The sequence below is a fragment of the Nocardioides sp. genome (genome assembly GCF_047602075.1).
Taxonomy (GTDB): domain Bacteria; phylum Actinomycetota; class Actinomycetes; order Propionibacteriales; family Nocardioidaceae; genus Nocardioides.
In genome coordinates this window covers 758,029-783,713 of the sequence record NZ_JASGIF010000001.1, presented here as the reverse complement: position 1 = coordinate 783,713, position 25,685 = coordinate 758,029, and the positions used below count along the sequence as shown (strand labels likewise).

At 67.0% G+C, this 25,685-nt stretch carries 31 protein-coding genes; 13 read left to right on the top strand and 18 right to left on the bottom strand.

Annotated elements, in window-relative coordinates:
• Positions 1-48: 48 nt before the first annotated feature.
• From QM714_RS04070 to QM714_RS04050, 5 genes are all read left to right on the top strand, one after another.
• Positions 49-600, top strand: coding sequence for an O-methyltransferase (locus QM714_RS04070; protein ID WP_415097837.1), 552 nt, complete (start codon positions 49-51; stop codon positions 598-600).
• A gap of 82 nt (positions 601-682) precedes the next feature.
• Positions 683-1,435 carry a class I SAM-dependent DNA methyltransferase gene (locus QM714_RS04065; RefSeq protein ID WP_415097835.1) on the top strand — a complete coding sequence of 251 codons (753 nt, stop codon included), beginning with the start codon at positions 683-685 and terminating at the stop codon, positions 1,433-1,435.
• A 64-nt stretch (positions 1,436-1,499) separates the two neighbouring features.
• Positions 1,500-1,754, top strand: coding sequence for a type II toxin-antitoxin system Phd/YefM family antitoxin (locus QM714_RS04060; protein ID WP_415097833.1), 255 nt, complete (start codon positions 1,500-1,502; stop codon positions 1,752-1,754).
• Positions 1,751-2,176 carry a type II toxin-antitoxin system VapC family toxin gene (locus tag QM714_RS04055; protein WP_415097831.1) on the top strand — a complete coding sequence of 142 codons (426 nt, stop codon included), beginning with the start codon at positions 1,751-1,753 and terminating at the stop codon, positions 2,174-2,176. The genes QM714_RS04060 and QM714_RS04055 overlap by 4 nt, the downstream gene beginning before the upstream one ends.
• Positions 2,177-2,649: 473 nt before the next feature.
• Positions 2,650-3,573: a hypothetical protein gene (locus tag QM714_RS04050; protein ID WP_415097829.1), complete on the top strand. Its 924-nt coding sequence runs from the start codon at positions 2,650-2,652 to the stop codon at positions 3,571-3,573.
• A 39-nt stretch (positions 3,574-3,612) separates the two neighbouring features.
• Here the strand turns inward: QM714_RS04050 and QM714_RS04045 are convergent, their stop codons facing one another.
• From QM714_RS04045 to QM714_RS04010, 8 genes are all read right to left on the bottom strand, one after another.
• The gene (locus tag QM714_RS04045) at positions 3,613-4,053 is read right to left on the bottom strand and encodes a PIN domain-containing protein (RefSeq protein WP_415097827.1); all 441 of its coding nucleotides are present in this window, start codon (positions 4,051-4,053) and stop codon (positions 3,613-3,615) included.
• Positions 4,050-4,256, bottom strand: coding sequence for a type II toxin-antitoxin system VapB family antitoxin (locus QM714_RS04040; RefSeq protein WP_415097825.1), 207 nt, complete (start codon positions 4,254-4,256; stop codon positions 4,050-4,052). Before QM714_RS04040 ends, QM714_RS04045 begins: the two co-directional genes overlap by 4 nt.
• Before the next feature lie 314 nt (positions 4,257-4,570).
• On the bottom strand, positions 4,571-5,005 hold the full coding sequence (locus tag QM714_RS04035; RefSeq protein ID WP_415097823.1) for a type II toxin-antitoxin system VapC family toxin: 435 nt from the start codon (positions 5,003-5,005) through the stop codon (positions 4,571-4,573).
• Positions 5,002-5,262, bottom strand: coding sequence for a hypothetical protein (locus QM714_RS04030; RefSeq protein ID WP_415097821.1), 261 nt, complete (start codon positions 5,260-5,262; stop codon positions 5,002-5,004). Before QM714_RS04030 ends, QM714_RS04035 begins: the two co-directional genes overlap by 4 nt.
• Positions 5,263-5,356: 94 nt before the next feature.
• Positions 5,357-6,178 carry an alpha/beta hydrolase gene (locus QM714_RS04025; RefSeq protein ID WP_415097819.1) on the bottom strand — a complete coding sequence of 274 codons (822 nt, stop codon included), beginning with the start codon at positions 6,176-6,178 and terminating at the stop codon, positions 5,357-5,359.
• 46 nt (positions 6,179-6,224) lie between these two features.
• Positions 6,225-6,644: a type II toxin-antitoxin system VapC family toxin gene (locus QM714_RS04020; protein WP_415097817.1), complete on the bottom strand. Its 420-nt coding sequence runs from the start codon at positions 6,642-6,644 to the stop codon at positions 6,225-6,227.
• Positions 6,641-6,868: a type II toxin-antitoxin system Phd/YefM family antitoxin gene (locus QM714_RS04015; protein ID WP_415100963.1), complete on the bottom strand. Its 228-nt coding sequence runs from the start codon at positions 6,866-6,868 to the stop codon at positions 6,641-6,643. The genes QM714_RS04020 and QM714_RS04015 overlap by 4 nt, the downstream gene beginning before the upstream one ends.
• A gap of 40 nt (positions 6,869-6,908) precedes the next feature.
• Complete coding sequence (locus QM714_RS04010) at positions 6,909-8,333, bottom strand: hypothetical protein (protein WP_415097815.1); 1,425 nt, start codon at positions 8,331-8,333, stop codon at positions 6,909-6,911.
• Between the two features lie 135 nt (positions 8,334-8,468).
• On the opposite strand from QM714_RS04010, the gene QM714_RS04005 reads away from it, so the two are divergent.
• Positions 8,469-9,038, top strand: a complete 570-nt coding sequence (locus QM714_RS04005; protein ID WP_415097813.1) for a hypothetical protein — start codon at positions 8,469-8,471, stop codon at positions 9,036-9,038.
• Between the two features lie 46 nt (positions 9,039-9,084).
• Positions 9,085-10,020 carry an LD-carboxypeptidase gene (locus tag QM714_RS04000; protein ID WP_415097811.1) on the top strand — a complete coding sequence of 312 codons (936 nt, stop codon included), beginning with the start codon at positions 9,085-9,087 and terminating at the stop codon, positions 10,018-10,020.
• Between the two features lies 1 nt (position 10,021).
• On the opposite strand, the gene QM714_RS03995 is transcribed toward QM714_RS04000, so the two are convergent.
• From QM714_RS03995 to QM714_RS03970, 6 genes are read right to left on the bottom strand one after another with little or no spacing between them, the layout of a single operon-like run.
• Positions 10,022-10,447, bottom strand: coding sequence for a type II toxin-antitoxin system VapC family toxin (locus QM714_RS03995; protein WP_415097809.1), 426 nt, complete (start codon positions 10,445-10,447; stop codon positions 10,022-10,024).
• On the bottom strand, positions 10,444-10,680 hold the full coding sequence (locus QM714_RS03990) for a ribbon-helix-helix protein, CopG family (protein ID WP_415097807.1): 237 nt from the start codon (positions 10,678-10,680) through the stop codon (positions 10,444-10,446). The genes QM714_RS03995 and QM714_RS03990 overlap by 4 nt, the downstream gene beginning before the upstream one ends.
• A 17-nt stretch (positions 10,681-10,697) precedes the next feature.
• Positions 10,698-11,117 carry a pilus assembly protein CpaE gene (locus QM714_RS03985; protein ID WP_415097805.1) on the bottom strand — a complete coding sequence of 140 codons (420 nt, stop codon included), beginning with the start codon at positions 11,115-11,117 and terminating at the stop codon, positions 10,698-10,700.
• Between the two features lie 14 nt (positions 11,118-11,131).
• On the bottom strand, positions 11,132-13,567 hold the full coding sequence (locus tag QM714_RS03980) for a GcvT family protein (protein WP_415097803.1): 2,436 nt from the start codon (positions 13,565-13,567) through the stop codon (positions 11,132-11,134).
• On the bottom strand, positions 13,560-14,465 hold the full coding sequence (locus QM714_RS03975) for a phosphotransferase (RefSeq protein ID WP_415097801.1): 906 nt from the start codon (positions 14,463-14,465) through the stop codon (positions 13,560-13,562). Before QM714_RS03975 ends, QM714_RS03980 begins: the two co-directional genes overlap by 8 nt.
• Position 14,466: 1 nt before the next feature.
• A complete protein-coding gene (locus QM714_RS03970; protein ID WP_415097799.1) occupies positions 14,467-16,080 on the bottom strand; it encodes an amino acid permease in 1,614 nt (537 codons plus the stop codon).
• Positions 16,081-16,216: 136 nt separating this feature from the next.
• On the opposite strand from QM714_RS03970, the gene QM714_RS03965 reads away from it, so the two are divergent.
• From QM714_RS03965 to QM714_RS03940, 6 genes are read left to right on the top strand one after another with little or no spacing between them, the layout of a single operon-like run.
• Positions 16,217-16,951 (top strand): FadR/GntR family transcriptional regulator, encoded by a 735-nt coding sequence (locus QM714_RS03965; RefSeq protein WP_415097797.1) that lies wholly within the window; start codon positions 16,217-16,219, stop codon positions 16,949-16,951.
• 19 nt (positions 16,952-16,970) lie between these two features.
• The gene (locus QM714_RS03960) at positions 16,971-18,341 is read left to right on the top strand and encodes a glutamine synthetase family protein (protein WP_415097795.1); all 1,371 of its coding nucleotides are present in this window, start codon (positions 16,971-16,973) and stop codon (positions 18,339-18,341) included.
• Between the two features lie 2 nt (positions 18,342-18,343).
• Positions 18,344-19,699 carry an aldehyde dehydrogenase family protein gene (locus tag QM714_RS03955; protein WP_415097793.1) on the top strand — a complete coding sequence of 452 codons (1,356 nt, stop codon included), beginning with the start codon at positions 18,344-18,346 and terminating at the stop codon, positions 19,697-19,699.
• 18 nt (positions 19,700-19,717) lie between these two features.
• Positions 19,718-20,497 carry a 3-oxoacyl-ACP reductase gene (locus tag QM714_RS03950; RefSeq protein WP_415097791.1) on the top strand — a complete coding sequence of 260 codons (780 nt, stop codon included), beginning with the start codon at positions 19,718-19,720 and terminating at the stop codon, positions 20,495-20,497.
• Positions 20,494-21,204 (top strand): gamma-glutamyl-gamma-aminobutyrate hydrolase family protein, encoded by a 711-nt coding sequence (locus QM714_RS03945; protein WP_415097789.1) that lies wholly within the window; start codon positions 20,494-20,496, stop codon positions 21,202-21,204. The genes QM714_RS03950 and QM714_RS03945 overlap by 4 nt, the downstream gene beginning before the upstream one ends.
• Positions 21,201-22,163, top strand: coding sequence for an alpha/beta hydrolase (locus QM714_RS03940; RefSeq protein WP_415097787.1), 963 nt, complete (start codon positions 21,201-21,203; stop codon positions 22,161-22,163). The genes QM714_RS03945 and QM714_RS03940 overlap by 4 nt, the downstream gene beginning before the upstream one ends.
• On the opposite strand, the gene QM714_RS03935 is transcribed toward QM714_RS03940, so the two are convergent.
• The 4 genes from QM714_RS03935 to QM714_RS03920 form a co-directional block, all read right to left on the bottom strand.
• Positions 22,160-23,122, bottom strand: a complete 963-nt coding sequence (locus QM714_RS03935; RefSeq protein WP_415097785.1) for a hypothetical protein — start codon at positions 23,120-23,122, stop codon at positions 22,160-22,162. The genes QM714_RS03940 and QM714_RS03935 overlap by 4 nt on opposite strands.
• Positions 23,123-23,192: 70 nt before the next feature.
• The gene (locus QM714_RS03930; RefSeq protein ID WP_415097783.1) at positions 23,193-24,341 is read right to left on the bottom strand and encodes an SPFH domain-containing protein; all 1,149 of its coding nucleotides are present in this window, start codon (positions 24,339-24,341) and stop codon (positions 23,193-23,195) included.
• A 34-nt stretch (positions 24,342-24,375) separates the two neighbouring features.
• Entirely contained in the window at positions 24,376-24,849 is a 474-nt protein-coding gene (locus QM714_RS03925) for an NfeD family protein (protein ID WP_415097781.1), read from the bottom strand.
• A gap of 25 nt (positions 24,850-24,874) precedes the next feature.
• Positions 24,875-25,675 (bottom strand): ABC transporter ATP-binding protein, encoded by an 801-nt coding sequence (locus QM714_RS03920; RefSeq protein WP_415097779.1) that lies wholly within the window; start codon positions 25,673-25,675, stop codon positions 24,875-24,877.
• Between the last annotated feature and the right edge of the window lie 10 nt (positions 25,676-25,685).

Genomic DNA, 25,685 nt, shown 5'->3' with positions numbered 1-25,685 from the left:
TGCCGCAACGCGGACGGTTTGCGCCGTGGGCCTGGTTGGATTGCGACTGTGAGTGCCGATGTGATCCAACGGCTTGCGCTGAGATCGGCTGCGATCGGCTTCGAGGCGTCGTCGACGGATGCCGTTGGTGATCTGCTGGCGGCATTGGTCGCGAGCAAACCGGGCGGCCGCATTCTCGAACTTGGCACGGGCACTGGTCTCGGCACGGTGCGCCTCCTCCAAGGAATGGATCCCACGGCACACCTGGTCACCATCGAACTCGACGCCACCCTCTCCGCGATCGCTCGGGAAGAGATCCACGACGAACGGATCGAGTGGATCATCGGCGACGCCGGCGAGTGGCTTGCAGGACGCTCGGATGAGTTCGACCTGATCTTCGCCGACACATGGCCCGGCAAGTTCACCCACCTCGAGGAGGCCCTGGGGCTGGTCAAGTCGGGAGGGTTCTACGTCGTCGACGATCTACGTTCGCAGCCCGACTGGCCGGCAGATCATCAGGCTGCGGTGGACGACCTCGTCGCCACACTGAGCCGCCGGCCGGATTGGATCACGGCGCACCTGGATGCTGCTAGCGGTGTCATGGTGTGCGTCCGTCTCTGACGCGCCAGTGTTGTTCTCCGTCCCCGCTCGGCGGCGCGAAACCGACTGGCGACGAACTCGCCCTTGATGGAACCCTGCACGGATGACCAGCAGCGAGATATGGGACGAAGAGACCGCTGCCACGTATGACGCTGATGCCGCACCCCAGTTCAGACCCGAGGTCTTGGGTCCGACCGTCGACCTTCTCGAGCGTTTGGCTGAGGGCGGTCCGGCGTTGGAGTTCGCCATTGGGACAGGCCGGGTCGGGATTCCGCTTGCCGCGCGCGGCGTACCCACGAGCGGGATCGAGCTGTCCGAACCCATGGTGGCGCAACTCCGGCGAAAGGTGAGTGAGAAGCAGCTTCCCGTAACGGTCGGAGACATGGCCACCACGGTCGTTCCTGGCGCGGGAGCGTTCTCGCTCGTCTACCTCGTCTGGAACACCATCTCCAACCTCCGGACGCAGGCCGAGCAGGTGCAGTGCTTCAGGAACGCTGCGCGGCACCTCCGCCCGGGAGGCAGGTTCGTGATCGAGCTCTGGGTCCCGCCGATCCAGCGCCTATTGCCGGGGGAGGAGGTCGTTCCGATGAGCCTCGAGGAAGAGCACCTCGTCTTCGACACGTACGACGTGGTGACCCAGGCGTGCGCCTCACACCACTACTACAAGGCTGACGACGGTGGCATCCGATACGGAGTCGGTCAATTCCGGTACATCTGGCCCTCCGAGTGCGATCTGATGGCGCAGATCGCCGGCCTCGAGCTCGAGTCACGATCGACTGACTGGATTGGCTCACCATTCCTCTCCACGAGCGGCAGCCACGTGTCCGTCTGGCGGAAAGTCGACATGTTGAGGTGAGATGAGTTGCCTGGCATAATGGCGATATTCAACTGTTCTAATATCGCCACAAAGGGGGTTCGTGATGGACGTCGGAGTGCGCGAGCTCCGTGACGGCCTGAGCCGCCACTTGGCGATCGTCCGCGAGGGGCACACGATCACCGTCACCGATCACGGTCGCCCAGTTGCGCGAATCATCCCCGTGGGGGTTCCCACCAAGTTGGAGCAGCTGATCGCTGCGGGCAAGGTGACGCCAGCCAAGCGCCGGAAGGGCAAGCGTCCTGCGCCGATCAAGGCCGCCGGAGTCGTCAGCGACCTCGTCGAGAAGCAGCGTCGGTGATCCTCTACGTCGATACTTCGGCTCTTGTGCCACTGCTGATCGACGAGCCTGCATCGGAGGCATGCGGCGAGCTTTGGGACAGCGCCGACAGGGTCACGGGGACGCGTCTTGCGTACGTCGAGGCAGTGGCCGCCCTCGCCATGGCTGAGCGGATGGGTCGGGTCTCCAAACAAGACGTCAGCGACGGCAGAGCCGTCCTCGATGACCTCTGGCCGACCATCGACGTGGTCGAACTCGACCAGGACATGATGTCGAACGCCGCAAGCTTGGCGGTTGCCTACAGCCTTCGCGGCTACGACGCCACACACTGCGCTGCCGCAGTTGCGGCAAGCGACGCGGACTTCGTCGCAGCGTCGGGAGATCAACGACTACTCGCAGCCTGGCGAGCGGAGGGCATCGCCGTCCGAGACACGACCGCGTGATGCTTTCATCTCCGAAGACTGATGACACGACGGAACTCTCACTGTTTGGTCGATGGTCTCGTGGCGCTCTGAAGCCAATCGGGTCACCGACGCGTGCGTGTCTCGGCTGATCCGGATGGTTGTCGTGTCACCCATGACCTCATCGTAGGGACCTGTCGACAGTTCCGTCTGCAGGCCGCCTGCAACACCTGGCGACTAGGCGCCGATAATCGACATTATGTCAAGTCATGCAGAAGGGTCCGTCTCCCAGGCACTCAGCGGTTCCTCCCCTGTTGTCCTTGTCCTGTCTCAGTTGAGTCGTCGCAGTCTCACTAAACCTGACGCATTCGAGGATCTGTCTCACTGAAGTTGACGCATCCGTACGGCGCGTCTCACTCAATCTGACGCAGGCCGGGCGGCACCCTCGATGTATGCCATCAAGTCGTGTCCCCGGACTCCGCATTGAGCCGATTGATCTCGCAGACGCGGACCAATTGATCGCCTGGAACGAAGTGCTACGAGTCGGCTACAACGCGAGCCGGGAGGCCGCATGGTGGCGCAGCCCTGAAGCCACAGTTGCCCAGTTCCAGTCTCCAAAGCCGGGACGCACGTCCGTCGCTCTATGGGCGATCGCCGATGATCTCCCCGTCGGCGCAGCAGAGGCACATGTGGACCCCGACGAGCCCGCAGAGGTAGAGATTTCCGTCATCCAGGATCGGCGACGTGAAGGCATCGGGCGCGCATTGGCCGGCGCCGTGCGCGAGGCGCTGGCCGGCGCGGCCGGAGTGGTCCAGGCCGAGACGTACTGCATTGAAGGTGTCGAGTTCGCGCGGGCGCACGGAATGGCGGTCGGGAACCAAGAGTGGCGACAGCTCCTCGACCTTCCCGTACCTCCTCAGCGGCTTGTCGAGCTAGGCCAACCCAGCGTCGGCGTCGAGATCCGTTCATGGTGCGGCCCCTGCCCGGACGAACTGGTCGATGACTGGGCCACGTTGGTCACCCGGATGGATGCTGACGTGCCGATGGGTGAGCTCACCCGCACGTCGGCGGCCACTAACGTGGCAACGGTCCGGCAGAACGAACAGCGGACCCGGGACCACGGAAACCTTCTGGTCCGTTCGCTGGCGCAGGTCGACGGGAAGAGCGTTGGCTACACCGAGATGTTCGCGTCGCTCCACGGCTCCCAAGTCGTGTCCCAGGACGACACTTTCGTAGATCGGGGCTACCGGTGCCGTGGCATCGGCCGCGCCATGAAAGTGGCCAACCTCAGCAACCTCATGAGTATCCCCGAGGCTCAGTCTGCCCGCTGGGTGCAGACCTACACGGCCGTCGCCAACACTCCGATGCTTGCTTTGAACAAGGCTCTTGGATTCCGCGTGGCAGACATGATGACAGTGCTCGAGGGACGGGCCGTCTGACTCGGCGCCCGAGCCGCCGAACTCTCCGCCCGCCGAGCATCAGGCGACCGAGCCCGGCTTAACGATCCAGCGCGCTCGCAAGTCGGGGCAGATTCGCGCCAGGTGGTCGAAGTCGGCGTCGTAGTGCACGATCGTGACCACTTGAGTCTCGGTGGAGTGTCGCAACGCCGTTGCCGCGATCTGGAGATCGCTGACTCCCACCGCGCGTCCGGAACCTGCGGCGAAGAGCAGCCCTTGGAGCTTCACAGCAGTGTCGGCAACCTCCTCGTCCGGCGGGAGGAACACCTTGCTCCCCCGGTTGTCGTCGAGGATCACGCGATAGTCTGCGCCGCTCCGAGCCGAGTAGCACTCCTCCAGCAGTTGCGGAAGACAACTGGCCAACTCGCCGGTCGCGAGCAACCCGGCCACCACATCCGCAACCGCGGGAGCACGGTGGATCCGCTGTGTCACAGAATTGTCGATCAGGTACAACTGCCTCATCGCTGCGCTTGCGCGACCACGTCGGGGTCATCCAGATCACGCGCGATGCCCACCTGAAGCCGTTCCAGATACTCCAGCGCATGCGCCTTGCGGACGACCTGTTCCAACGCTTCCGTCACCGTGGCTCGCTTCGTGGCGTGGCCAGTTGCGGCCATTGCCGCTGCCATCAACTGCTCGTCCACGTCGATCAGAGTCTTCGTCATCACCGCTCCAGATATCTAGATGTGGAAAGAAGTATATCTGAATGTCTACCCTGAGGACCGGTTCTTCCCGCGTGGTCAACCGATCTCCTCTTGCCTTGAAGTACCACTGCTCGGTGTCGACCAGTACGCCGTCATGATCGAACAGGGTGTACTTCTTCAGGTGGAGGATCCTCGGCTCCAGCAGTAGGTGATCGGGCTGGCGAACCAGAACCACGAAACCGCTGATGCGATGCCCGCGGTCGGCGACCCACGCCTCGTCGCGGTCCACTGTCGCCGCACGAATGCCCAGTGGCATCCCCACGTTGGGAGCGGGGTCATGGTGCACTGCTTGGCCGCTCCCAACGAACGCCTGCGAAGCGTTCAAAGTCGGTGTCGTAGGAGACGATGTGCGCCCGATGTTCGATCGCGAGCGCAGCCAGATGGGCATCGCTGACCAGGTTGCCGGTCGCACCGCTCTCTCGCAGCAGCTCGGCGAGGACGAAGGGGTGGCGCACGGTGGGTTGGACGAGTTGAGCACTCGGCTGGGCGAGCCAGTCCTGGACCTGAGTCATGGCTACCTCGGTGCTCACTGGGCTGGGGAAGATACCGGCCTTGGTGGTCAAGCGGACGAATGCCAGCAAGGGCAACCATGCGAAGGCGACCGTCGCGGCACCAGACAGCGCGGCATCCAGCCACTCCTTCGCCTCGGTGTGACGGTCTGCGTCGGTGTTGAAGGCGTAGATCAACACGTTGGCGTCAACGAGTTTCACAAGGCGGCCTTCGCCTTGCTGATGAGTTCCTCATCTTCGATCTCGGCCGCGAGTTGGAGTGCTCGATCGAGTCCAAAGGCCGGTCGTCCCAGCGCGACCGAACTCGTCACGAAGTCTGGTCGTGGCGGGCGCCCCGTGTCCGTGGCGCCCGAGCGAATGGCGTCGTTCAATGCACGCTTGAACGACACGCCGTCGCGCTGCATGCGCTCCCGGACGATCTGCTCTGAGTCCGCGTCAAGCGTCACGGTGGTCCTCATAGTTGACAGCATAGCATCAGCCAATCTGATTGGATGCCATCATGTGATGTCGAGCCCACAGCCATCGCTGGCCGTCTCTCCCGCGGTTCGATCTCTAGGTCAGCTTCAATGCGTGCCGTATGCCCGGCCACGCAAGCCTTCCCAACCGCTCCGCGGCGGCTGGGTTGCCTCCGGTGAGGTACGGACGCGCGGAGTCCGACGCGACCTCCCCCGGCAGGACGATCGTGTGACCGGCCGCTGGATCTTCGACCAGGACCGTGTCCAGACCGTACGTCGCCCGGCGCGCCGTGATAGCCCGGGCGGCCGGCACGCTCGGCCACACCTGGTCATCGCCCCCCGCCACCAGCACCAGCTCGCCGATGAAGCGCTCGACGGGGATCCGGGCGGCGTCAACAGCGGCGGCGCCTGTCGCCGTACGGCTGCGTTCGTAGTGCGGAGCGAATGCGGGCATCGGTTCGTCAGGCACCCAGTCGCGGTCCAGTGGGACGAACGGCACCGGAGCGCCGCGCCAGGTCCACTTGCTGCGCCGCGGATCGGCATCGTGCTGATGCTGCCCCTCCCAGACGACATCCGTCGGCGCCAACGCGATCACGGCGTCGATCCGCGGGTCGCGGACCGCCGTCAATAGCGCTGCCTCGGCACCGTAGGACAGACCCAGCACCGCCAGTCGGTCGCACTCCTCCGCGAGCAGGTCGAGTGCGTGGATGAAGGCCTCGAGAGGGACTTCACACGGCGTCGCGGGTTGCCCAACGCCCCCGAACCACCGCATAGCGAGCGCGGTGGCACCAGCCGATGCGAGAAGGTCGGCACGGCCCACGTCGAGGCGACCACTCGATCCCGCCAGAACGAGCACACCGGTGCCTCCGCCGCCATGAGGGCGTGACCAGTAGAGCTCGGATTCCGCGATCGTCGTCACGGGCTCGCCGCCAGGACGGCTAGCGCGTACGCCGGTGCCGCGGTGATCACGCGTCGGGGTGCGGCAAGGGACGGATATCCAGCCCCTCGATGCCCTCGAAGTCATCAGGATTGCAGGTGTAGAGCGGGACGCCTGCGGCAATGGCGGTCGCGGCGATCAGTGAGTCGTAGGCGCGAGCGCTGGGCTTGCGCCCAGCTGTCCGCAACGACGCCGCCACTCGACCGAATGCGCGGGCCGCCGAAGCGTCGAACGGAACCATCTCGAAGTCGGACTCCGCTTGTTGAAGGTGGGCCTGCCGGGCGGATCGCTCGGCAACGGTCGTCGCGACCAAGGGCCCCAACGACAGTTCGGCGAGCGTCACTGCGCTGACTACAGAGTCCTGCGGGAGGAGCGAAGGGTCGTCCAGCCGTCCGAGAAGGATCACCGTGGACGTGTCGAGCATCCCGCGAGCAAGTGCTGTCGTCACAGCGTGGCATCCAAGACAGAGTCGAGGTCCCGCCGTAGCGCATCGGGATCCACTTGTGGCAAGGTCCGGCGACGGGCGACGAGCTCGGCGGGCGACGGGCTGCGACGAGCGCGAGGTCGCAACTCGGCAACCTCTGCCCCATCGCGAGTCACTACGAGGACCTCGCCGCGCGCGACGCGATCAAGCACCTCTCCCCCGTGATTCCTCAGTTCCCGTACTGTCACCGACTCCACCAGCTCAGTGTATCACCGGTGATACATCGGGTTAGGGGTCGGGGCCGTCGTCGTCGTGGGTGTGGTGGGTGCCGGTGGGATCGACTTGTCGGGTGAGGCCGTGGGGTGTGGTCCATAGGTAGGTGCCGGGGCCTAGTTGGCGGACTTTCCAGCCGGGGTGGTGGGTCTTGATCCGGTGGTGACTCCTGGTCAGGGGTCCGCTGTTGTGGGTGCCGGTCTGCCCGGCCGGGCCGTTCTTGTCGTAGGGGGTGACGTGGTCGTAGTCGACGTGGCGGCTGGTGGAGACCGCGTAGGGGAAGTAGTCGCCGCCGGTGGTCTGGTAGACGCGGTCCTTGATCGCGGTGGGGTGTTCGTAGCCGGTGACGGCGACCTGGTCGGCGAGGTCGATGACGGGTTGGAGCCGGATGCGGGTGTGGCCGAGTAGCCCGGCGAGCTGGTCGAGCAGCATCGGGCCGAGATCCTCGACCCTGGCCAGGCCACCGTGCTGGGCGAGGACGTCGTGGGTGAGGTGGACGTGGACGGTCCCGGGTGGGCGGAGCCGGTCGGGGTCGGCACCGCGGAGTGCGTCGAGGAGGTCGGTGGGGAACGCGGTGGCCCGCGACCGATACCCATCCGGCTCCGGCTCTGGCTCCAAATCGGGCTCTGGGTCGGCTGGCTGGTCCTGTTCGACTGTCTGTTGGTGTTGGAGGAGGAGGGTGAGGAGTTCGGCGGGGCGGGCGAGCCAGCCGAGGGCCCTAGCGCGGCGTTCGTCCTTGGTGCCGGTGTCGCCATCGGTGGCGAGGATGTCGGCGACGTGGTCGACTATGGCGTCGAGCCAGGTGGCGTCGCCGGCGTCGAGGCGGGCGAAGATGGTGCGGAGTCCGTGGTCGGAGGATCGGGAGAGGTGCACGCAGCGGCGGGTGGCTTCGCGGGCGAGCTGGGTGGCGTAGTAGTCGGGGTCGGCCTCGATGATCTTGGCCTCGGCCAGCTCCAGGACACGGCCGGCTGACAGGCTGCCCAGCACCGGCGCGACCGCGGCGTCGACCAGCGCGGCCTGGTCGGGGTCCAGCCGGTGGGTGAGCCGGGCGATCCGGCGGGCGATCCAGACCTCGCCTTGGAGTTGTTGGACTGCGGCCCAGCACTGTGGGAGGCGGTGGGCCAGGTCGAGTGCGTCGGCGATCAGCTGGCGGGCGGCGGTGGTGTGTTGGTCGCGGGCCACCCCGAGCTCGGCGGGGCAGAACTCCCGCACCAGCGGTGTCCCGGCTCCGCCGAGGCGGATCATCTGCTCCCCGCCCGCGACACCGGCTTGGCCGGGTGCTGGCTCGCCGTGCAGGACCGCCCACTGTCTGGCCAGCCGGAGCCCGGTCACCTCCGCGCGTCGTTGCGCGGCCACCGCGGTCTGGGTGGCCCTGAGCACGCCGCGGGCGTCGAGGTCCTCGATCCCCGACCACTCATCCCCGCTGTCGAACCGGTGCATGAATATAGCCAACCACCAGGCACCGACAACCAGACCCCGGTAGACCGGGTTACCCACAGAACCCGGCCCGCCGTAACCAAACTGTGACCTCGAACCGCGGTTGACCCGAGCAGATGAGACAGCGATGGTGTGGCTATGACCCGACACGTCGACTTCGCCGCCGACAACAGGTCTATCGGCCGGTGCATCGTCCTTCCGGGGAGGCAATACACCCCCGACGGGCCGTTGCTGTTCTTTGCTGCTCAGACCGCATTGTCTCGCGGCTGGGACGTGCGGCAGGTGTGGTGGGATCCACCAGACCGCGGCAGCTGGACGGTCGATGATGAAATCGCGTGGGTGGGTGCGGAACTCGATGCGGCAGTCGATGGCTACCGCGGGAAGATCCTGGTGGTCGGAAAGTCGCTGGGGACCTTGGCCGCTCCGGTTGCTCGCTCCCGCGGCTACAGCGCCGCTTGGCTCACGCCGCTCCTGACCGAGCCGAGGCTCGCGGACGCGATGACCACCTATCCCGCCAGACAGTTCACCGTCATCGGCTCCAGCGATCCGTTCCTGGACAAGGAAGTGTTCGAGGCGCTTCCTGGCGAGCGACTCCTCGTGGCGGGCGACCACATTCTGCGTGTCCCTGAGGATCCAGCCGGAATGGTGGAGAGCCACGCCCGCTTCGTCCGAGCCTTCGACGCGTGGCTCACGGCAGCGCAGGTCTAGCGGCTTGACCGGCGAAACCAGATGACAGCGAGCCTATCGTCAAGCCATGGAGTTCGTCTCGGTCCCGAAGGCCCGGCCCGGTGACAAGGTCGCCGTCCTCTCCCCTTCGTTCGCGGCGCCAGCCGTTGCCCCGCGAATCAACGAGCAAGCGCTGGAGCGCCTCGCGGCACTGACGGAGCTCGAGCCGGTCGAGTTCCCGACCACCCGCGAGCTTGGCGCCTCTGCGCGGGATCGAGCCGCAGACTTCAATGCGGCCTTCGCCGATCCGGACATCCGCGCCGTGCTGGCGACCATCGGCGGGGACGATCAGATCACCGTGGTCCCTCACCTCGACGCAGAGCTGGTGCGTAGGGATCCGAAGCCGTTCCTCGGCTACAGCGACAACACCAACATCCTCAACTGGCTGTGGACCCACGGGGTGCCGGGCTACTACGTCGGCTCGACGCAGGTGCAGCTCGGACCGGGGCCGGGCATCGATCCGATCCACGCGCAGGCCCTCCGTGCCGCGCTCCTCACCGGCGAGCGTCTCGAGATCACCGAGCCCGGCGAATCAGAAGACTTCGGCCGCGACTGGAACGACCCCCGCGCCCTCACCGAGTCCGGTGAGCGCGAGCCGACCGAGGCGTGGGTCTGGTCGGGACCCTCCACGTCGGTCACCGGGCGCACCTGGGGCGGCTGTATCGAGGTGATCCAGTGGATCCTCACCGCCGGCAGGTTCCCCTCCGATCTGGCGGTCCTCGACGGCGGCGTAGCACGGCCGCCCACCTCGGACTTCACGGTTAGACCATCGGCGGAGGAGCGCAAGGCCAAGCGGGACGAGCAGCGTGACATGGCGATCTCCCTCGTCGACCGCTACAACCCCGACGCCCTGGTCGTGGTCGGTCCGCCGTTCGGGCACACGCGACCGCAGTGGATCGTGCCGTACGGCGGCCAGATGACCGTCGACGGCAGCGCCAAGCGTCTCTTCGCCGACTATCGGTGAGTCAGATCCGGCCGGACGCCATGTCCGAGGCTGTGTGGGCCAGGCCCGCGGCCACGAGCCGTCGGTCCGCACTGACAAGCGGAACATCCAGTGCCGCTGCGGTCGCGGCCCAACTGGCGTCGTAGAACGACAGGCCGTGCACCTCGGCCAGACGGGCGGCCTCAGGGAGCCAAACCGGCGACATGACCAGTGGTGGCCCCACGATGGTGAGGAGGTCATCGAGCTGGGCCGCGACGTCGCCGGCGCCCCACCCCAGCGCGCGTGCGAGGACATTGCCGACCTCGTAGATCGCCAGATCCAAGATGTGCGCGTCGAGATCGCCCCGCAGGTGCGCATCCCTGATCGCGCGTGCCTCGTCGACCTCGGCCTCCCCCTCGGAGTGGAACCACTTGATCAACACCGACGTGTCGAGCAAGAGGCGTGTCATCGCCGGTCGTCTCGATCCGCACGCACGAGATCGGCCGACTCGAAGCTGCCTGCCTGTCGAAAGCGCCGTTCCGACCGAGCGATGGCGGCCGCAACCTTGCCCGGATCGCGACGCGCCAGCTCGCGTCGTGCTGCGGCGGCAAGGAGCGCGCTGCGGCTCGTCTCCCTGCGCTTGACCTCTGCGTCCAGCTCGACGAGGAGGTCATCGGGCAGCGACACCATCACCTTGGCCATACCAAGAGTATAGCCAGCTAGATATCCGCAGCTTTGCCTTCAGGCGACCCCGCGCCGATGACGGCCAACGCGTACGCCGTCTCGGGGTCGTCCGCCGTCGCCTCGGAGTCGTCGGCGGTGAGGACGACGTACGACGGGCCACGTCGGACGAGCGAGACGAATCGGGGGCCCAACAGCTCGCGGAGTTGGTGCTCCCACGGGATCCACAGCACGTCAGAGGCGAGGATGCTGTCGAGAGCCCACTCCGTGGTGCCGTTGAAGCGGATGTGCCGCCCGCTCGGCAACTCCTCGACCTCGATCGTCATCTCCGCGATCACGAACACCTCTTCGAGGTCGCGGCCCGGGACGACGAACCGGTCCCCTGATGCCGGCTCCCAGGGCCGACCTTGCTCCCGCAGCAGGTAGTCCAGTCTCTCGGCGAGGTGAGCAGTGATCACACAGACAGGATTCCTCAGCCGAGTGAGCGGCGCACGTCGAGCGGCACCAGGTGACCGCCGACGTCGGCCTGCCAGCTGCCCGACTCGACGAAGTCCCAGCTCGTGACGGTGGCGTCGAGATCCTCGACGTAGGCGAGCCCCACGCAGCCACCGAACGCCTCGCCCCACGCGGCGCTGGTCACCTGCCCCGCGCGGCGGCCGTCGCGCAGCAGCAATTCGCCGCCCCAGAGCATGGCCTCGGGGTCCCGGGCGACGAAGCCGGCCAGCCGGCGGCGTGGTCCTTGGGCGCGGGACGCCTCCAGGGCCTCTCGGCCGAGGAAGGGTACGTCGGTGCGTACCTTGGTCGCGAAGACCAGACCCGCCTCCACCGGCCCGTAGTCGGGAGTGAGCTCCCGCCCGAAGGCTCGGTAGCCCTTCTCCAGCCGCATCGACTCGATCGCGTAGTAGCCGGCGTCACGGGCGCCGAGGTCCTCCCCCGCGGCCATCAGCGCGTCGTAGACGCCGATGGCGAACTCCACCGGCACCAGCAACTCCCAGCCGAGCTCGCCGACGTAGGTCATCCGGGTCGCCCGCACCAGCGCGTGGCCCAACGGGATGATCCGGCTGGTCGCGAAGGTGAAGCCCTCCTCGGAGAGGTCGGCGTCGGTCAGCCGACCGAGCAGGTCTCGGGACGAGGGTCCCATCACACCGATGACGGCGTGTGCGGCGGAGACGTCGCGGACCTCGACGGCAGCAGGGTCCGGCAGGTTGCGGCGGATCCAGTCCTGGTCGCGCACGGTCGTGGCCGAGCTGCTCACCAGGAGGAACTCCTCCGGTCCAGTGCGGGTCACCGTCAGGTCGGACTCGTAGGTGCCGCGGCGGTTCAGCAGTGGCGTGTAGACACAACGGTCCACGGGTACGTCGACGTCGTTGGCGCAGATCCACTGGAGTGCCGCGACCGCGCCGGAGCCGGAGACGACGTATTTGGAGAAGGAGGTCTGGTCGAACACCGCGACCTGCTGACGGCAGGCGCGCTGCTCGGCGGCCGACCAGGGCAGCCAGTGCGGCTTGCCCCAGGTGTAGACGAGCTCGGGTGACTCGCCGGCGGGGGCGAAGAAGTTGGGCCGCTCCCAGCCCATCCGGGAGCCGAAGTTGGCACCCCGCGCAGCCAGCCGATCGTGCAGTGGTGAGCACCGGAACGGTCGTGCGGTCGCCAGCTCGCGGTTCGGCCAGGGCAGCTCGTAGTGGACACCCAGAACCTCGGCGACGCGGGCCCGCAGCCATCGGTTGTTGGCGTTGAACGGCGCGAACCGGCGGATGTCGACCGAGAGCAGATCCGAGGTCGGCTCCCCCGCCACGATCCACTCCGCCAGTGCCCGGCCCGCTCCCCCGGCCGACGCGATGCCGACCGAATTGAAGCCGGCTCCGACGAAGAAGCCGTCGAGCTCGGGCGCCTCGCCCAACAAGAACTGGTTGTCGGGCGTGAAGCTCTCCGGTCCGTTGTAGAACTTCCGAATCCCGGTGTGCTCCAGCGCGGGGATCCGGACCAGGGCGGAGTCCATCAGCACCGAGAAGTGGTCCCAGTCCTCCTCGAGCAGTTGGAACTCGAAGGGATAGGGGATCCGGTCCGGCGAGACCCACGGCTTGGCCTCGGGCTCGAAGCCGCCGATGACCAGGCCGCCGACCTCCTCCTTGAAGTAGGTGTAGCCGTCCGGGTCGCGCATGATCGGCAGATCGGGGTGCATCCCGTCCAGCCCCTCGGTCACGACGTAGAAGTGCTCGGCCGAGTGCAGCGGGACGGTGACGCCGACCGCGTCGCCGAGCGCCTTGGCCCACTGGCCCGCGCAGTTGACGACAACCTCCGCCTCGATGTCACCCTGATCGGTGCGGCAGCCGACCGCACGCCGCCGTCCGCCGCTCTCGGCCACCAGGATCTCGGTGACCCGCGTCCGCTCGAAGATCCGGGCCCCACCCTGCCGAGCGCCCTTGGCCAGCGACTGGGTGAGATCGGTCGGATTGACCTTGCCGTCGCCGGGCAGCCAGATCGCCCCGAGCAGATCGTCGGTCCGCATCGCCGGCCACATCTCCCCCGCCTCGTCCGGAGACAGCATCCGACAGTCCATGTCGTAGGAGATGGCGTTGGCGGCAGTACGACGCAGCGCGGTCAGCCGGTCCTCGGTCCGGGCGACGATCACGCCGCCCACCGGCCGATAGCCGGTGGCCAGCCCGGTCTCCGCTTCCAGGGAGGCGTAGAGGTCGGCGGAGTACTGCACCAACTGGGTCCCGCTCTCGGTCGCCCGCAGTGGCCCGACCAGCCCCGCCGCGTGCCAGGTCGTGCCCCCCGAGAGGCTGCCCTGCTCCAGCAGCACCACGTCGCCCCAACCGAGCTTGGTGAGGTGGTAGGCCGTGGAGCAGCCGATCACTCCCCCACCGATCACCACCACCTGGGCACGCGACGGCAGCTCAGGCATCGGCGACCTGCCCCAAGAGATGCTCGAAGTCGGGACCAGTGAAGGTCCGGGCGGCCTTCTCGAACCGGTGCATTCCCCACTCGTGGAAGTCGTAGTCGATCGGGCTGGACGCGGCCTGGATGAACCCCCACAGCGACCAGCCGTATTCACTGCACAGGGCCTGGAGTCGCACCCGCGCCAGATCCGCCGGATGCAGGCTGCCGAAGTAGGCCTCGGTCCAGGCTTCGGTCATCTCCGGGGTGAACTCACACTCGGTCGAGGTGTTGCCGATCTCGAAGCACGCGTCGTTCATGCCGGAATATTCGTAGTCGATGAGCCAGATCCGCTCACCGTTGTCGAGGTAGTTGCCGGCCAACAGGTCGTTGTTGCACGGCACCAGCGGGCGTGGAGAGACGGCGAGGGCGCGACGCACGTCGGCAAACGCGTCGGTGAACCGTTCGTAGCCCTCCGGCAACGGGAAGCCGTTCTCCTTCACCGTCGTCAGGTAGCCCGCCTGTCGGGTGAACATGTCGAAGACGCCGGTGAACTCCGGGCCTGCGTGCAGCAGGCGGCACGCCTGCGCGGCGCGAGCCATCACGCCCGGATCGGTGAACGACTCGTTCGCCAGGGCGAGCCCGGGCAGGAAGGTGATGAGCAACATGCCGAGGTCCGGTCGATAGTCGATCACCTCGGCTCCGACGCCAGCGCGAGCAGCGGCTGCGGTGTTCAGGTGCTCGGCGTCGCGGTCGATGCCGAGCAGGCTGGCGTCGCTCGAGGATGCCCTCACCACGTAGACGCCGGAAGGCGTGGACACCTTCAGATTGCGGTTGGTCAGCCCACCGGACAGCTCCTCGACCGAGGTGCGGTGCCGAAGCACCTCCACCTGGTCGAGGAGCTCGTCCAGATCCTCGAGAGTCACCTCACTTGAGTGCCTCGGCGACCGAGGCATCGATAGTCATCTTCGGGCCGGTGAACCAGTTCTTCGCCGACACCGACCACCAGATCGCCAACACGACGAGGGCACCAACGGTGACGATGGGGGCGTAGTTGACGAACTTCCATTCGAACTCGTCGCTGAACGGCACCGCCCCGGGCACGAACGGCATCATCAGGTAGAGACACACGATGATGATCTCGGCAACCGCGATCGGGTTCATCCACTTGTATTTCGCGCCGTTGTTCCACGTGCCGACCTCGAACCGATCGCCGTGCTGCCAACGCAGGAAGATCGGGATCGCGAAGGCGAGGTAGAGGCCGATCACGGCGATCGAGGTGACGGCGTAGAAGGCGACCGGCACGACGTAGGGCTCGTCCGCTGTCCCGAGGTTGACCTCGATGAGGGCTGGGAGTGTGACGACGGCGGCCACGACGGCTACCAGAACCACAGCGTTGGCCGGCACCCGGCTGGCGCTCAGCTTCGACCAGCGCGACGAGCCCGGGACACCGCCGTCACGACTGAACGCATACGTCATCCGCGACGCGGAGGTCATGCAGGAGGTGGCACAGAAGAACTGGGCCGACGCCGAGATGAACAGCACGAGAGTCGCCCAGTTCCGGTCCATCGACTGCACGAAGATGTACGCGACGCCACCAGCGCCCACTCCGGCGTTGTCGGGGTTGCCCGCGGCGTCGTTCGGAACGGCGAAAACCACCGCGAGCAGCAGGATGTAACCCCCGAGCACCGAGTAGAAGATCGACTGCCAGATGCCCTTCGCCGCCGCCATCGAGGCCGAGGCGGTCTCCTCCGAGAGATGGGCGCAGGCATCGAAACCGGTGATGGTGTACTGCGTGAGCAGGAAGCCGAACGGGACCACGGCGAACCAGAATCCGAACGTGCTCGTGCTGCCGCCGGAGAAGCCCGAGTTGTTGAACCGCTCGGTGAACACGTAGCTGAAGCTCTGGTGCTGATCCGGGACGATGATGAGAATCAGGACGATCGCGGCCGCGCCGATGACGTGCCACCAGACCGACACGTTGTTCATGATCGCCATCAGGTGACTGCTGAAGATGTTCAGGAGGGACGCCAGCGCGAGGACGACCACAAAGATCAGAAAGACCCTGGTCAAGGAGTAGTTGGCGGCGTAGGAGTCGGAGTAGGTGCTGATGGTCAGGTCGATGAACGTGGCGCAGCCGTAGGAGACACCGGCGGTCACCGCGACCAGGCCGATCAGGTTGAGCCAGCCGGTGAAGAAGCCGGCTCGCGGGCCACCGAGCTTGGCCGCCCACCAGTAGATGCCGCCCGAGGTCGGGTAGGCGGAGACGAGCTCGCTCATGGTGAAGCCGATGATCAGGATGAAGATGCCGAGAATCGGCCACGACCAGGAGATCGAGATCGGGCCGCCGTTGTTGAAGCCGGCGCCGAAGTTGGTGAAGCAGCCGGCGAGGATGGAGATGATGGAGAAGGAGATGGCGAAGTTGGAGAAGCCGGACCAAGACCGGTGCAGGTCCTGGCTGTAGCCCAGCTTCGCGAGGTGCTTCTCGTCTTCGGTCAGGTGCTGGAGTTGCTCTTCGACGTTCTCGTGGCCTTCAGGCATGTCAGACCTCTCGGGATGAAGCAAGCGATTGGCCGCAGGCTAGACCCGAGATCTCGGCGGCGTAAATAGTTCTCGCCGAATTGGTTTGAACTCAGACCATTGACACCCTCGCCAACGAGGTCCAAGACTGTCCCGAGTGACCGCTGAGCCGCACGCCCACCTGTCGAAGGTGGTGCTGCGCCCGGTGCGTGGTCATCATGCGTTCGAGTCGTGTGTCGAGCAGCTGGCCACTGCCATCCGGCTCGGTGTCTACCCCCTCGGGACCGTTCTGCCCAGTGAACGCGAGCTCGCCGAACGGCTGGATGTCTCCCGCGCAACCTTGCGCGAAGCGATCGCTGCGCTGCGAGAAGCGGGCCTGGTGGAGACCAAGCGGGGCAGGCACGGCGGCACTGCGGTGACGTTGAAGCTGCGCACGCCCTCGGCCCGCAAGGCCGCCCGCACCAGCCCAGAGCAGCGAGCCGACTGGCTGGACGCACTGGACTTCCGGCGGGTGGTCGAGCCCGGCGCGGCCTACCAGGCCGCGCAGCTGTCGCTCTCCGAGCACAGTCGGTCCAGGCTGGAGCAGGCACTCGACGCTGTCACTCATGCCCGCGTCAGGGCCGCGCACCGACAGGCCGACTCCCGGTTCCATTTGACGATTGCGACGTTGACCGAGTCGCCCCGCACCATCGACGCCGTCACCTCCGTGCAGGCCAGCCTGCACGAGATGCTCAGCGCGATCCCGGTGCTGGGTGCCAACATCGCCCACTCCCACCGCGACCACCGGCAGATCTGCAGTGCGATCTTGGAGGGTCGCGCCGAGGAGGCACGGCACCTCATGGCGGACCACTGCGAGGACACCGCCGCGCTGCTGCGCGGCTTCTTGGGCTGATCACGACGAGAGGACACCGATGACCGCACCCAACGACCGCTACCTGACCCTCGACGACCTCCGGACCCGGATCGGGGAGGGTGAGATCGACACCGTGATCTTGGCGTTCACCGACATGCAGGGCCGCCTCCAGGGCAAACGGTTGCACGCGCAGTACTTCCTCGACGTGGCACTGGCGCACGGCACCGAAGGGTGCAACTACCTGCTCGCGGTCGACATCGAGATGAACACCGTGGACGGCTATGCGATCTCGTCGTGGCAGCGGGGGTACGGCGACATGGAGTTCGTGCCCGACTGGGACACCCTGCGCCTGCTCACCCATCTGCCGGCGACGGCAATGGTGCAGTGCGACCTGGTCTGGCTCGACCATGCCCCCGTGGTGCAGTCCCCGCGCACCATCCTGCGCCACCAACTGGATCGGCTGGCCGAGCGAAACCTGGTCGCCCTCGCGGGGACCGAGCTGGAGTTCATCCTCTTCGACACCTCCTTCGAGGAGGCCTTCGACCGTCGCTACCGCGACCTGGTGCCGTCCAACCAGTACAACGTCGACTACTCCATCGTCGGCACCTCTCGGGTCGAGCCGGTGCTGCGCGACATCCGCAACCACATGTACGCCGCGGGCATGAACGTCGAAGGCGCTAAAGGCGAGTGCAACTTCGGGCAGCACGAGATCGGCTTCCTCTACGCCGACGCGATGGTGACCGCGGACAACCACAGCGTCTACAAGACCGCCGCCAAGGAGATCGGGTCGCTGCACGGCAAGGCGATCACCTTCATGCCGAAGTTCAACGAGCGCGAGGGCAACTCCTGCCACATCCACCTCTCCCTGCGTGGAGCCGACGGTGACATCGTCTTCGCCGACAAGGACACCGACAGCGGTCGGAGCCAGATGTACGACCAGTTCATCGCCGGGATGCTGGCCACGATGCGCGATTTCACGCTGCTTTACGCACCCAACATCAACTCCTACAAGCGCTTCGCCGCTGGCTCGTTCGCCCCCACCACGGTTGCCTGGGGCCGCGACAACCGCACCTGCGCCGTACGACTCGTGGGGAACGGCCCCAGCGCACGGCTGGAGAACAGGGTCCCCGGAGGCGACGTGAACCCCTATCTCGCCTTGGCCGCGATGATCGCGGGCGGACTGCACGGCATCGACGAGGCCCTCGCCCTCGAGCCGGAGTTGGTGGGCAACGCCTACGACTCCGACAAGGAGAAAGTGCCACACACGCTGCACGACGCACGAGACGTGTTCACCTCCTCGGCCATCGCGCGAGCCGCCTTCGGCGACGACGTCGTCGACCACTACACCAACATGGCCAACGTCGAACTTGCTGCCTTCGACGCCGCAGTCACCGATTGGGAGCTGATCCGCTCCTTCGAGAGGATGTGAGGGTGGCTTCGAGCACTGTGATCAGCCCGGTCGACGGACAGCCGATCGCGGAAGTGCCCTCGGCGAGCGCCGATCAGGCCGACGAGGCGATCGATCGGGCACACGACGCCTTCCCCGCGTGGAAGGCGGTGGCACCGGGTGACCGAGCCCGCCTGCTGCGCCGCTTCGCCGCCGTCGTGGACGAGCACATCGAGGAGCTCGCGCAGCTGGAGGTGCGCAACTCCGGGCACACCATCGGCAATGCCCGGTGGGAAGCGGGCAACGTCCGGGACTGCCTGAACTACTACTCGGCTGCTCCTGAGCGGCTCTTCGGCCGACAGATCCCGGTGTCGGGCGGCACCAACGTGACGTTCCTCGAGCCCCTCGGTGTGGTCTCGGTCATCGTGCCCTGGAACTTCCCGATGCCCATTGCCGGTTGGGGCTTCGCCCCCGCGCTCGCAGCCGGCAACACGGTCGTGCTGAAGCCCGCCGAGCTGACTCCCCTGACCGCGATCCGCCTCGGCGAGCTCGCCTTGGAGGCGGGACTGCCCGAGGGTGTCTTCACGGTCATCTCGGGCAAGGGCTCGGTGGTCGGTCAGCGGTTCGTCGAGAACCCGCTGGTCCGCAAGGTCACCTTCACCGGCTCGACCGAGGTCGGCAAGCAGATCATGGCCGGCTGCGCAGCTCAGGTGAAGCGGGTGACCCTCGAGCTTGGCGGCAAGAGCGCCAACATCGTCTTCGCCGATGCCGACATCGAGCAGGCGGCCGCCACCGCGCCGTACGCCGTCTTCGACAACGCCGGCCAGGACTGCTGCGCCCGGTCGCGCATCCTCGTCGAGCGGTCGGCGTACGACCAGTTCCTCAGCGGCCTGGACGCCTCCGTGCGCGCCCTGCGCGTGGAAGACCCCGCTCAAGAGGGCAGTGAGATGGGGCCGCTGATCTCCGCCGGTCAGCGCGCCACCGTGGCGGGCTTCCTCGACGGAGTCTCCCCCGCCATCACCGGCACCAGCCCGGACGGTCCCGGTTTCTGGATGGCGCCGACCGTGGTCGAGTCCACCTCGACGGCCGAGCGCATCTGGCGCGAGGAGATCTTCGGGCCGGTCGTGGCCGTGATGCCCTTCGACGACGAGGACGAGGCGATCGCGCTCGCCAACGACAGCGAGTACGGCCTCTCTGGGTCGATCTACACCAGTGACCTGGGCCGCGGACTGCGGGTGGCCCGCGAGGTCGAGGCCGGGAACCTCTCGGTCAACAGTCACTCCTCGGTGCGCTATTGGACGCCGTTCGGCGGCTACAAGCAGTCCGGCCTGGGCCGAGAGCTCGGCCCGGACGCCCCGGACGCCTTCACCGAGGTCAAGAACGTCTTCTTCGCCCACTGAGAAAGGACCCGACTCGATATGGCAGGACGTCTCGACGGCAAGGTGGCCGTCATCACTGGTGGTTGCTCGGGCATCGGCCTCGCCACGGTCCGCAGATTCCTCGAGGAAGGCGCTCGGGTCGTGATCGGCGATATCGACGACGAGCGAGGGCCCGCGCTGGTCGAGGAGCTTGGCGGCCCGGAGCGGGCGACATACTGCCACGTCGACGTCACCTCGAAGGACGAGGTGGACGCGCTGTTCGCCTGCGCCAAGGACAGCTACGGCTCGGTGGACATCGCGTTCAACAACGCCGGGATCTCCCCACCGCAGGACGACTCGATCCTGGACACCGACCTGGAGGCCTGGCGACTGGTCCAAGAGGTCAACCTGACCAGCGTCTACCTGTGCTGCAAGGCGGCCTTGCCCTACATGCTGGAGCAGAAGTCCGGCTCGATCATCAATACCGCCTCCTTCGTCGCGGTGATGGGCGCCGCCACCTCGCAGATCTCTTACTCCGCCTCCAAGGGTGGGGTGCTGTCGATGACCCGCGAGCTGGGCGTCCAGTTCGCCCGCGAGGGGGTCCGGGTCAACGCGCTGTGCCCGGGCCCGGTGAACACCCCGTTGCTGCAGGAGCTGTTCGCCAAGGATCCCGAGCGCGCCGCCCGTCGTCTGGTGCACGTGCCGATGGGCCGCTTCGGCGAGCCGGAGGAGATGGCCAATGCGGTGCTGTTCCTGGCCTCCGACGAGTCCAGCTTCATGACCGCAAGCACCTTCCTCGTGGACGGTGGCATCTCCGGTGCCTACGTGACGCCGCTGTGACACCGGTCATCGGCCTGACCGCCTATCGGGAGGAGGCGGCCTGGGGGGTTTGGCATCAGAGCGCCGACCTGCTGCATCGGCAGTACGCCGACTGCGTGGTCGCCGCTGGTGGCCTCCCGGTGCTGTTGCCCGCTGTGATAACCACAGCAGACCAGGCCGATGTGCTGATCGACCGCTTGGACGGGCTGATCATCTGCGGCGGCGCCGACGTCGATCCGGCCCGCTACGGTGAGCAGCCGCACCCGCGCACCGCGGGCTGGCGGACTGATCGCGATGCCTCCGAGGCAGCCCTGCTCGCTGCCGCCGAGCGCGCCGCCCGTCCCGTGCTCGGGGTGTGCCGCGGCATGCAGCTGATGGCGGTGCTGGCGGGCGGCAGTCTCGACCAGCACACCCCCGACACCGTGGGCCATCTCGGCCACGGTCCGGAGCCGGGCGTGTTCGGCACGGTCGAGGTCACCACGGTGCCGGGCTCCCGGGTCGCCGCGCTGGTCGGTTCCGATGCCCACGTGCCGTGCCACCATCACCAGTCCGTCGACCGACACCCCGGCTTCGAGGCCACCGCGACTGCCGCGGACGGCACTGTGGAGGCCATGGAGGCCCCCGGGGACCGCTTCTGCGTGGCCATCCAGTGGCACCCCGAGCAGGACACCGACCTCGCCTTGTTCGAGGCGCTGGTCAACGCGGCCAAGGAACGAGAACGGGTGTGAGCTGGGAGACCGACGTCCTCGGCGCGCCGTACGCCGTGGAAGCGTTCGCGCTGAAGCCTGACGTGGAGGGGGCGGTGGAGGCCAACCTGGTCCGCCTCGAGTCCGGCGAGGGTGGGTCGAGCCGCGCCGTGCTGCACGTGCACGGCTTCTGCGACTACTTCTTCCAGACCGAGTATGCCCAGTGGTGGGCCGACCGCGGCTACGACTTCTACGCGCTCGACCTGCGCAAGTACGGCCGCTCCCTACGCGACCACCAGACACCGGGATATGTGGACGACCTGAGCGAGTACTTCGAAGAGCTCGATCTTGCCTGGCAGATGATCACCGAGCGCGACGGGCACGACTCGGTCCTCCTCAGCGCGCACTCGACCGGCGGCCTGACCGTGCCGTTGTGGGCACGCGAACGCGCGGTGCCGTTCCGGGCCATGGTGCTGAACTCACCCTGGGTCGACATGCACGGACCGTTCCTGATGCGGCTGGGCGCGCAGGTGGTGCGAAGGGTCGGCGCCTATCAGCCACGCCGAGAGATCCCCCGCAACCGCTCCACCATCTATGCCCAGGGCCTGCATGCCTCAATGTCGGGCGAATGGGACTACGACCTTGCGTGGAAGCCGCCGGAGTCGTGGCCGGTCTACGCTGGCTGGGTGCGGGCCATCAAGCGTGGTCAGGCCACCCTGAGCGAGGGCCTGGACCTCCGCTCCCCCGCCCTGGTGCTCACCTCGGCCCGGACCGGCCGGCCCAACGACCTCACCGACGAGGTGTGGAGCACCGACATCGTCCTCGACGTGACCAGGATGCGCCGATGCGCTCCCGCGCTGGGCCGCCACGTCACCGTGGTCGCGGTCGACGGCGCGATGCACGACGTGGTGCTCTCCCGGGCGCCGGCCCGCTCCCGGGTCTACGACGAGATCGACCGCTGGCTCAGGGCGTATGTGGAGGTGGATCCAGGGGGTCGTTAAGAGAGCCGACGAGCCTTCTCTTCGACAGATCCCCAATAGTCCGATGCTCGCCGAATCTGCTCGGCGTGCTCGTGTTCGAAGCTGTCGACGAGCGACTCGACTCGATCGATGTTCTCGGCATAGATCGATGCGCGGCACGACCAGTCAGCATCGAAGTACTCACGTTCGACCGACAAGAACGTCTGCCACTGACCGTTCTGCCACTCTTGTTCGTTCGATATGTCGGAGGGAATCGCATCGTCGTCCGGAGAGGCGCCACTCATGGCGTAGCCAAGATCCTGCACCTCCAAGTCCTGACTCTCGAAGATCGACAAGTGTTTCGACTGCAGGCACGAGTAGTAGTCGTCGGGCGACGCGTCGACGGCGTCGTCGAGTTCGGCAACCTGAGTCCACCAGGCATCTTGGAGTTTCTCAATGGCCCGTGACGGAGAGTCAGCATCGGCTTCTGTCTGTGTCGATGCTGCGGCCCCTTCGATCGGGGACGACAACTTCACATTGCACCGAGCAGTGGCGGCCTCTTCCGCGTCATCGGTGGGGTTGTTCATCTCCTTCTCGGCAAACAGGAACGGGCGCATGGACACCAGGTCGTGCGATCGCCAGTAGCTCATCGGTTGATTCAGCCAGAGGCTCGTCTCGAGGGCATCATCGGGATCCGCAGGCACAGACGCGAGCGACCAATCCCACTCCGGGAACCCTTCCTCCGACATGCACCGGTCCATCTCGGCGTTGGCGCCGTACGCCGCCACCACCGCCAGCGCACTGCGCTGGGCCTGCGTCCCGGAGAAGGACTCGAACAAGTGCTGAGCCGCGGAGCGCGACTCCGCTCCGACCTCTGGCCCGGCGCCATTCCACTCGTCCACAGACATCGCCTCGGAGTCGCGATGGGAATCGTTGCTGGCTATCCCGGTTCCGGCGAGCAGACCCACCACGAACAACGCCGAAAGCAGCACGCCCGCCACCAGCGGGAACCCGATCCTACGGCTCACCCGGATCCCCCATCCTCAAGAAGCCCGAGGAGGGTTCACTATCTCACGAACCCGAGACAGGTGGAGGTGGATCCAGGGGGTCGCTGAGCGGGTCGGTGGAAGCAGCGTCGCGGCGGCCGGCGCCGGGGTTGGCGGCGCTCTGTGCCTCGGCGATGGCCGCCTCGACATCGGCGCGGGTGTTGGACAGTTCGCGATCGGACGGACCGACGCTGCCAGTCTCCAGTTCGCCGCCTGCGGGCCCCATGTCGACCCGTGTGCGCGGTCCCTCCGAATCGGCAGGGATGCCCTGGATAGAGCCGAGCGTTGAGCCGAGGCCCTCGAGAGCACGGCCGATCTCCGACGGCACGATCCAGACCTTGTTGGCGTCGCCGGACGCGATCCGGGGCAGCATCTGGAGGTATTGGTAGGCGAGCAGGGATTGGTCGGGCTGCCCGTCGTGGATCGCCTGGAAGACCGTCTGGATGGCCTGGCCCTCACCCTGGGCGCGCAGGATGGCCGCCTCACGGTCGGCTTGGGCACGCAGGATCTGCGACTCCCGGGCACCCTCGGCGGAGAGAATCGCGGCCTGCTTGTCACCCTCGGCGGTGAGGATGGCCGACTGCCGCTGGCCCTCCGCGGAGAGGATCGCGGCCCGCTTGTCGCGGTCGGCGCGCATCTGCTTCTCCATCGAGTCCTTGATCGAGGGCGGCGGGTCGATGCCCTTGATCTCGACCCGGTTGACGCGGATGCCCCACTTGCCGGTGGCTTCGTCGAGGACACCGCGGAGTCCGTTGTTGATCTCCTCACGGCTGGTCAGTGTCTGCTCCAGATCCATGCCGCCGACGATGTTGCGCAGGGTGGTCATGGTGAGCTGCTCGACCGCGGTGATGTAGTTGGCGATCTCGTAGGTGGCGGCGATCGGATCGGTCACCTGGAAGTAGATGACGGTGTCGATGGAGACCACCAGGTTGTCCTCGGTGATCACCGGCTGGGGTGGAAAGCTGACCACCTGCTCGCGGAGGTCGATGAGATAGCGGACCCGGTCGATGAACGGCACCACGATGTTGAGGCCGGCGGGCAGGGTCTGCTTGTACTTCCCGAAGCGCTCGACGATCCCGGCCCGCGCCTGCGGGATGATCCGGACGGTGCGGCCGAGCATGACCACGACGAAGAGCAGGACCAGGGCCAGCAGGATGAACGGGATGGCGGTCATCTGGCTTCCTCTCGGTTGGGGAACGACGGGCTGGTCAAGAGCCCAGCTCCGCGATCGGATGGACGAAGGCGGTGGCACCGCGGATCTCGAAGACCTGCACGGTCTGTCCCACCTCGATGGTCAGCGACTCGTCGTAGGACTCGGCCGACCAGATCTCGCCGGCGAGCTTGATCCGCCCGGGTGCGTGGGCGGCGATGCGCTGGGTCACGACGGCCTCGAGGCCGACCAGCTTGGCGTGCCCGGTGGTGAGCTCGGGACCGTCGTGCAGTCTCTTCACCAGCGAAGGGCGGAGCAGCCCGAGCGCGGCCACAGCGGCGATCGCGCCGCCGAGGACCTGGAGAGCGAAGGGCAGTCCGACCAGGGCGAGCACCATGCCGACGAGGGCACCAGCGGCCAGCATCGCGAGGACCAGGTCGAGGCTGAACATCTCGGCGACGCCCAGCAGGATGGCCAGGCCGAGCCAGCCCCCCGCCTGGTGATCGCCGAGCCAGTCCAGGAACTCCCTCATGCATTCAGACCCTATCCGGCGTGTTCTATTCGGCCCGGTGTCGGGTCTCCCGCCGCGCGGTCCAGCGGCCATCGGCGGACGACACCACCAACGGCATGCCGAACGTCTCACCGAGGTTGGCCGGCGTCAGCACCTCGTCCAACAGCCCTTGCGCGACGACCCTGCCCTCGCGCAGGAGCAAGCCGTGGCTGAATCCGGGCGGGATCTCCTCGAGGTGGTGCGAGACCAGGATCATCGCGGGAGCATCCGGATCGAACGCCAATCGGCTCAGCGTCGAGACCAGATCCTCCCGACCACCCAGGTCCAGCCCGGCGGCCGGCTCGTCGAGCAGCAGCAGCTCCGGATCGGTCATCAGCGCCCGAGCGATCTGAACCCGCTTCCGCTCCCCCTCGCTGAGCGTGCCGAAAGTACGATCGACCAGGTCGCCCGCGCCCAGCTCGACCAGCAGTTCGGCGGCACGCTCGTGGTCGAGGTCGTCGTAGCGCTCACGCCAGCGACCGACCACGGCGTACGACGCCGAGACGACCAGGTCGCCGACCAGCTCATGACGGGGCACCCGCTCGGCGACGGCAGCGGAGGTGACGCCGATCCGGGGACGCAGCTCGAAGACGTCCACCGCCCCCAGCGTCTCCTCCAAGATGGTCGCCGTGCCCGACGTCGGGTGGATGGCGGCGGAGGCGACCTGGAGGAGGGTCGTCTTGCCGGCGCCGTTGGGGCCCAGGATGACCCAGCGCTCGTCCTCCTCGACCGCCCACGTCACCTGGTCCAGCAGCGTCGCCCGGCCACGGCGGACGGTGAGATCGGTGAACTCGAGGGCCAGCGCCATGGCGGACACC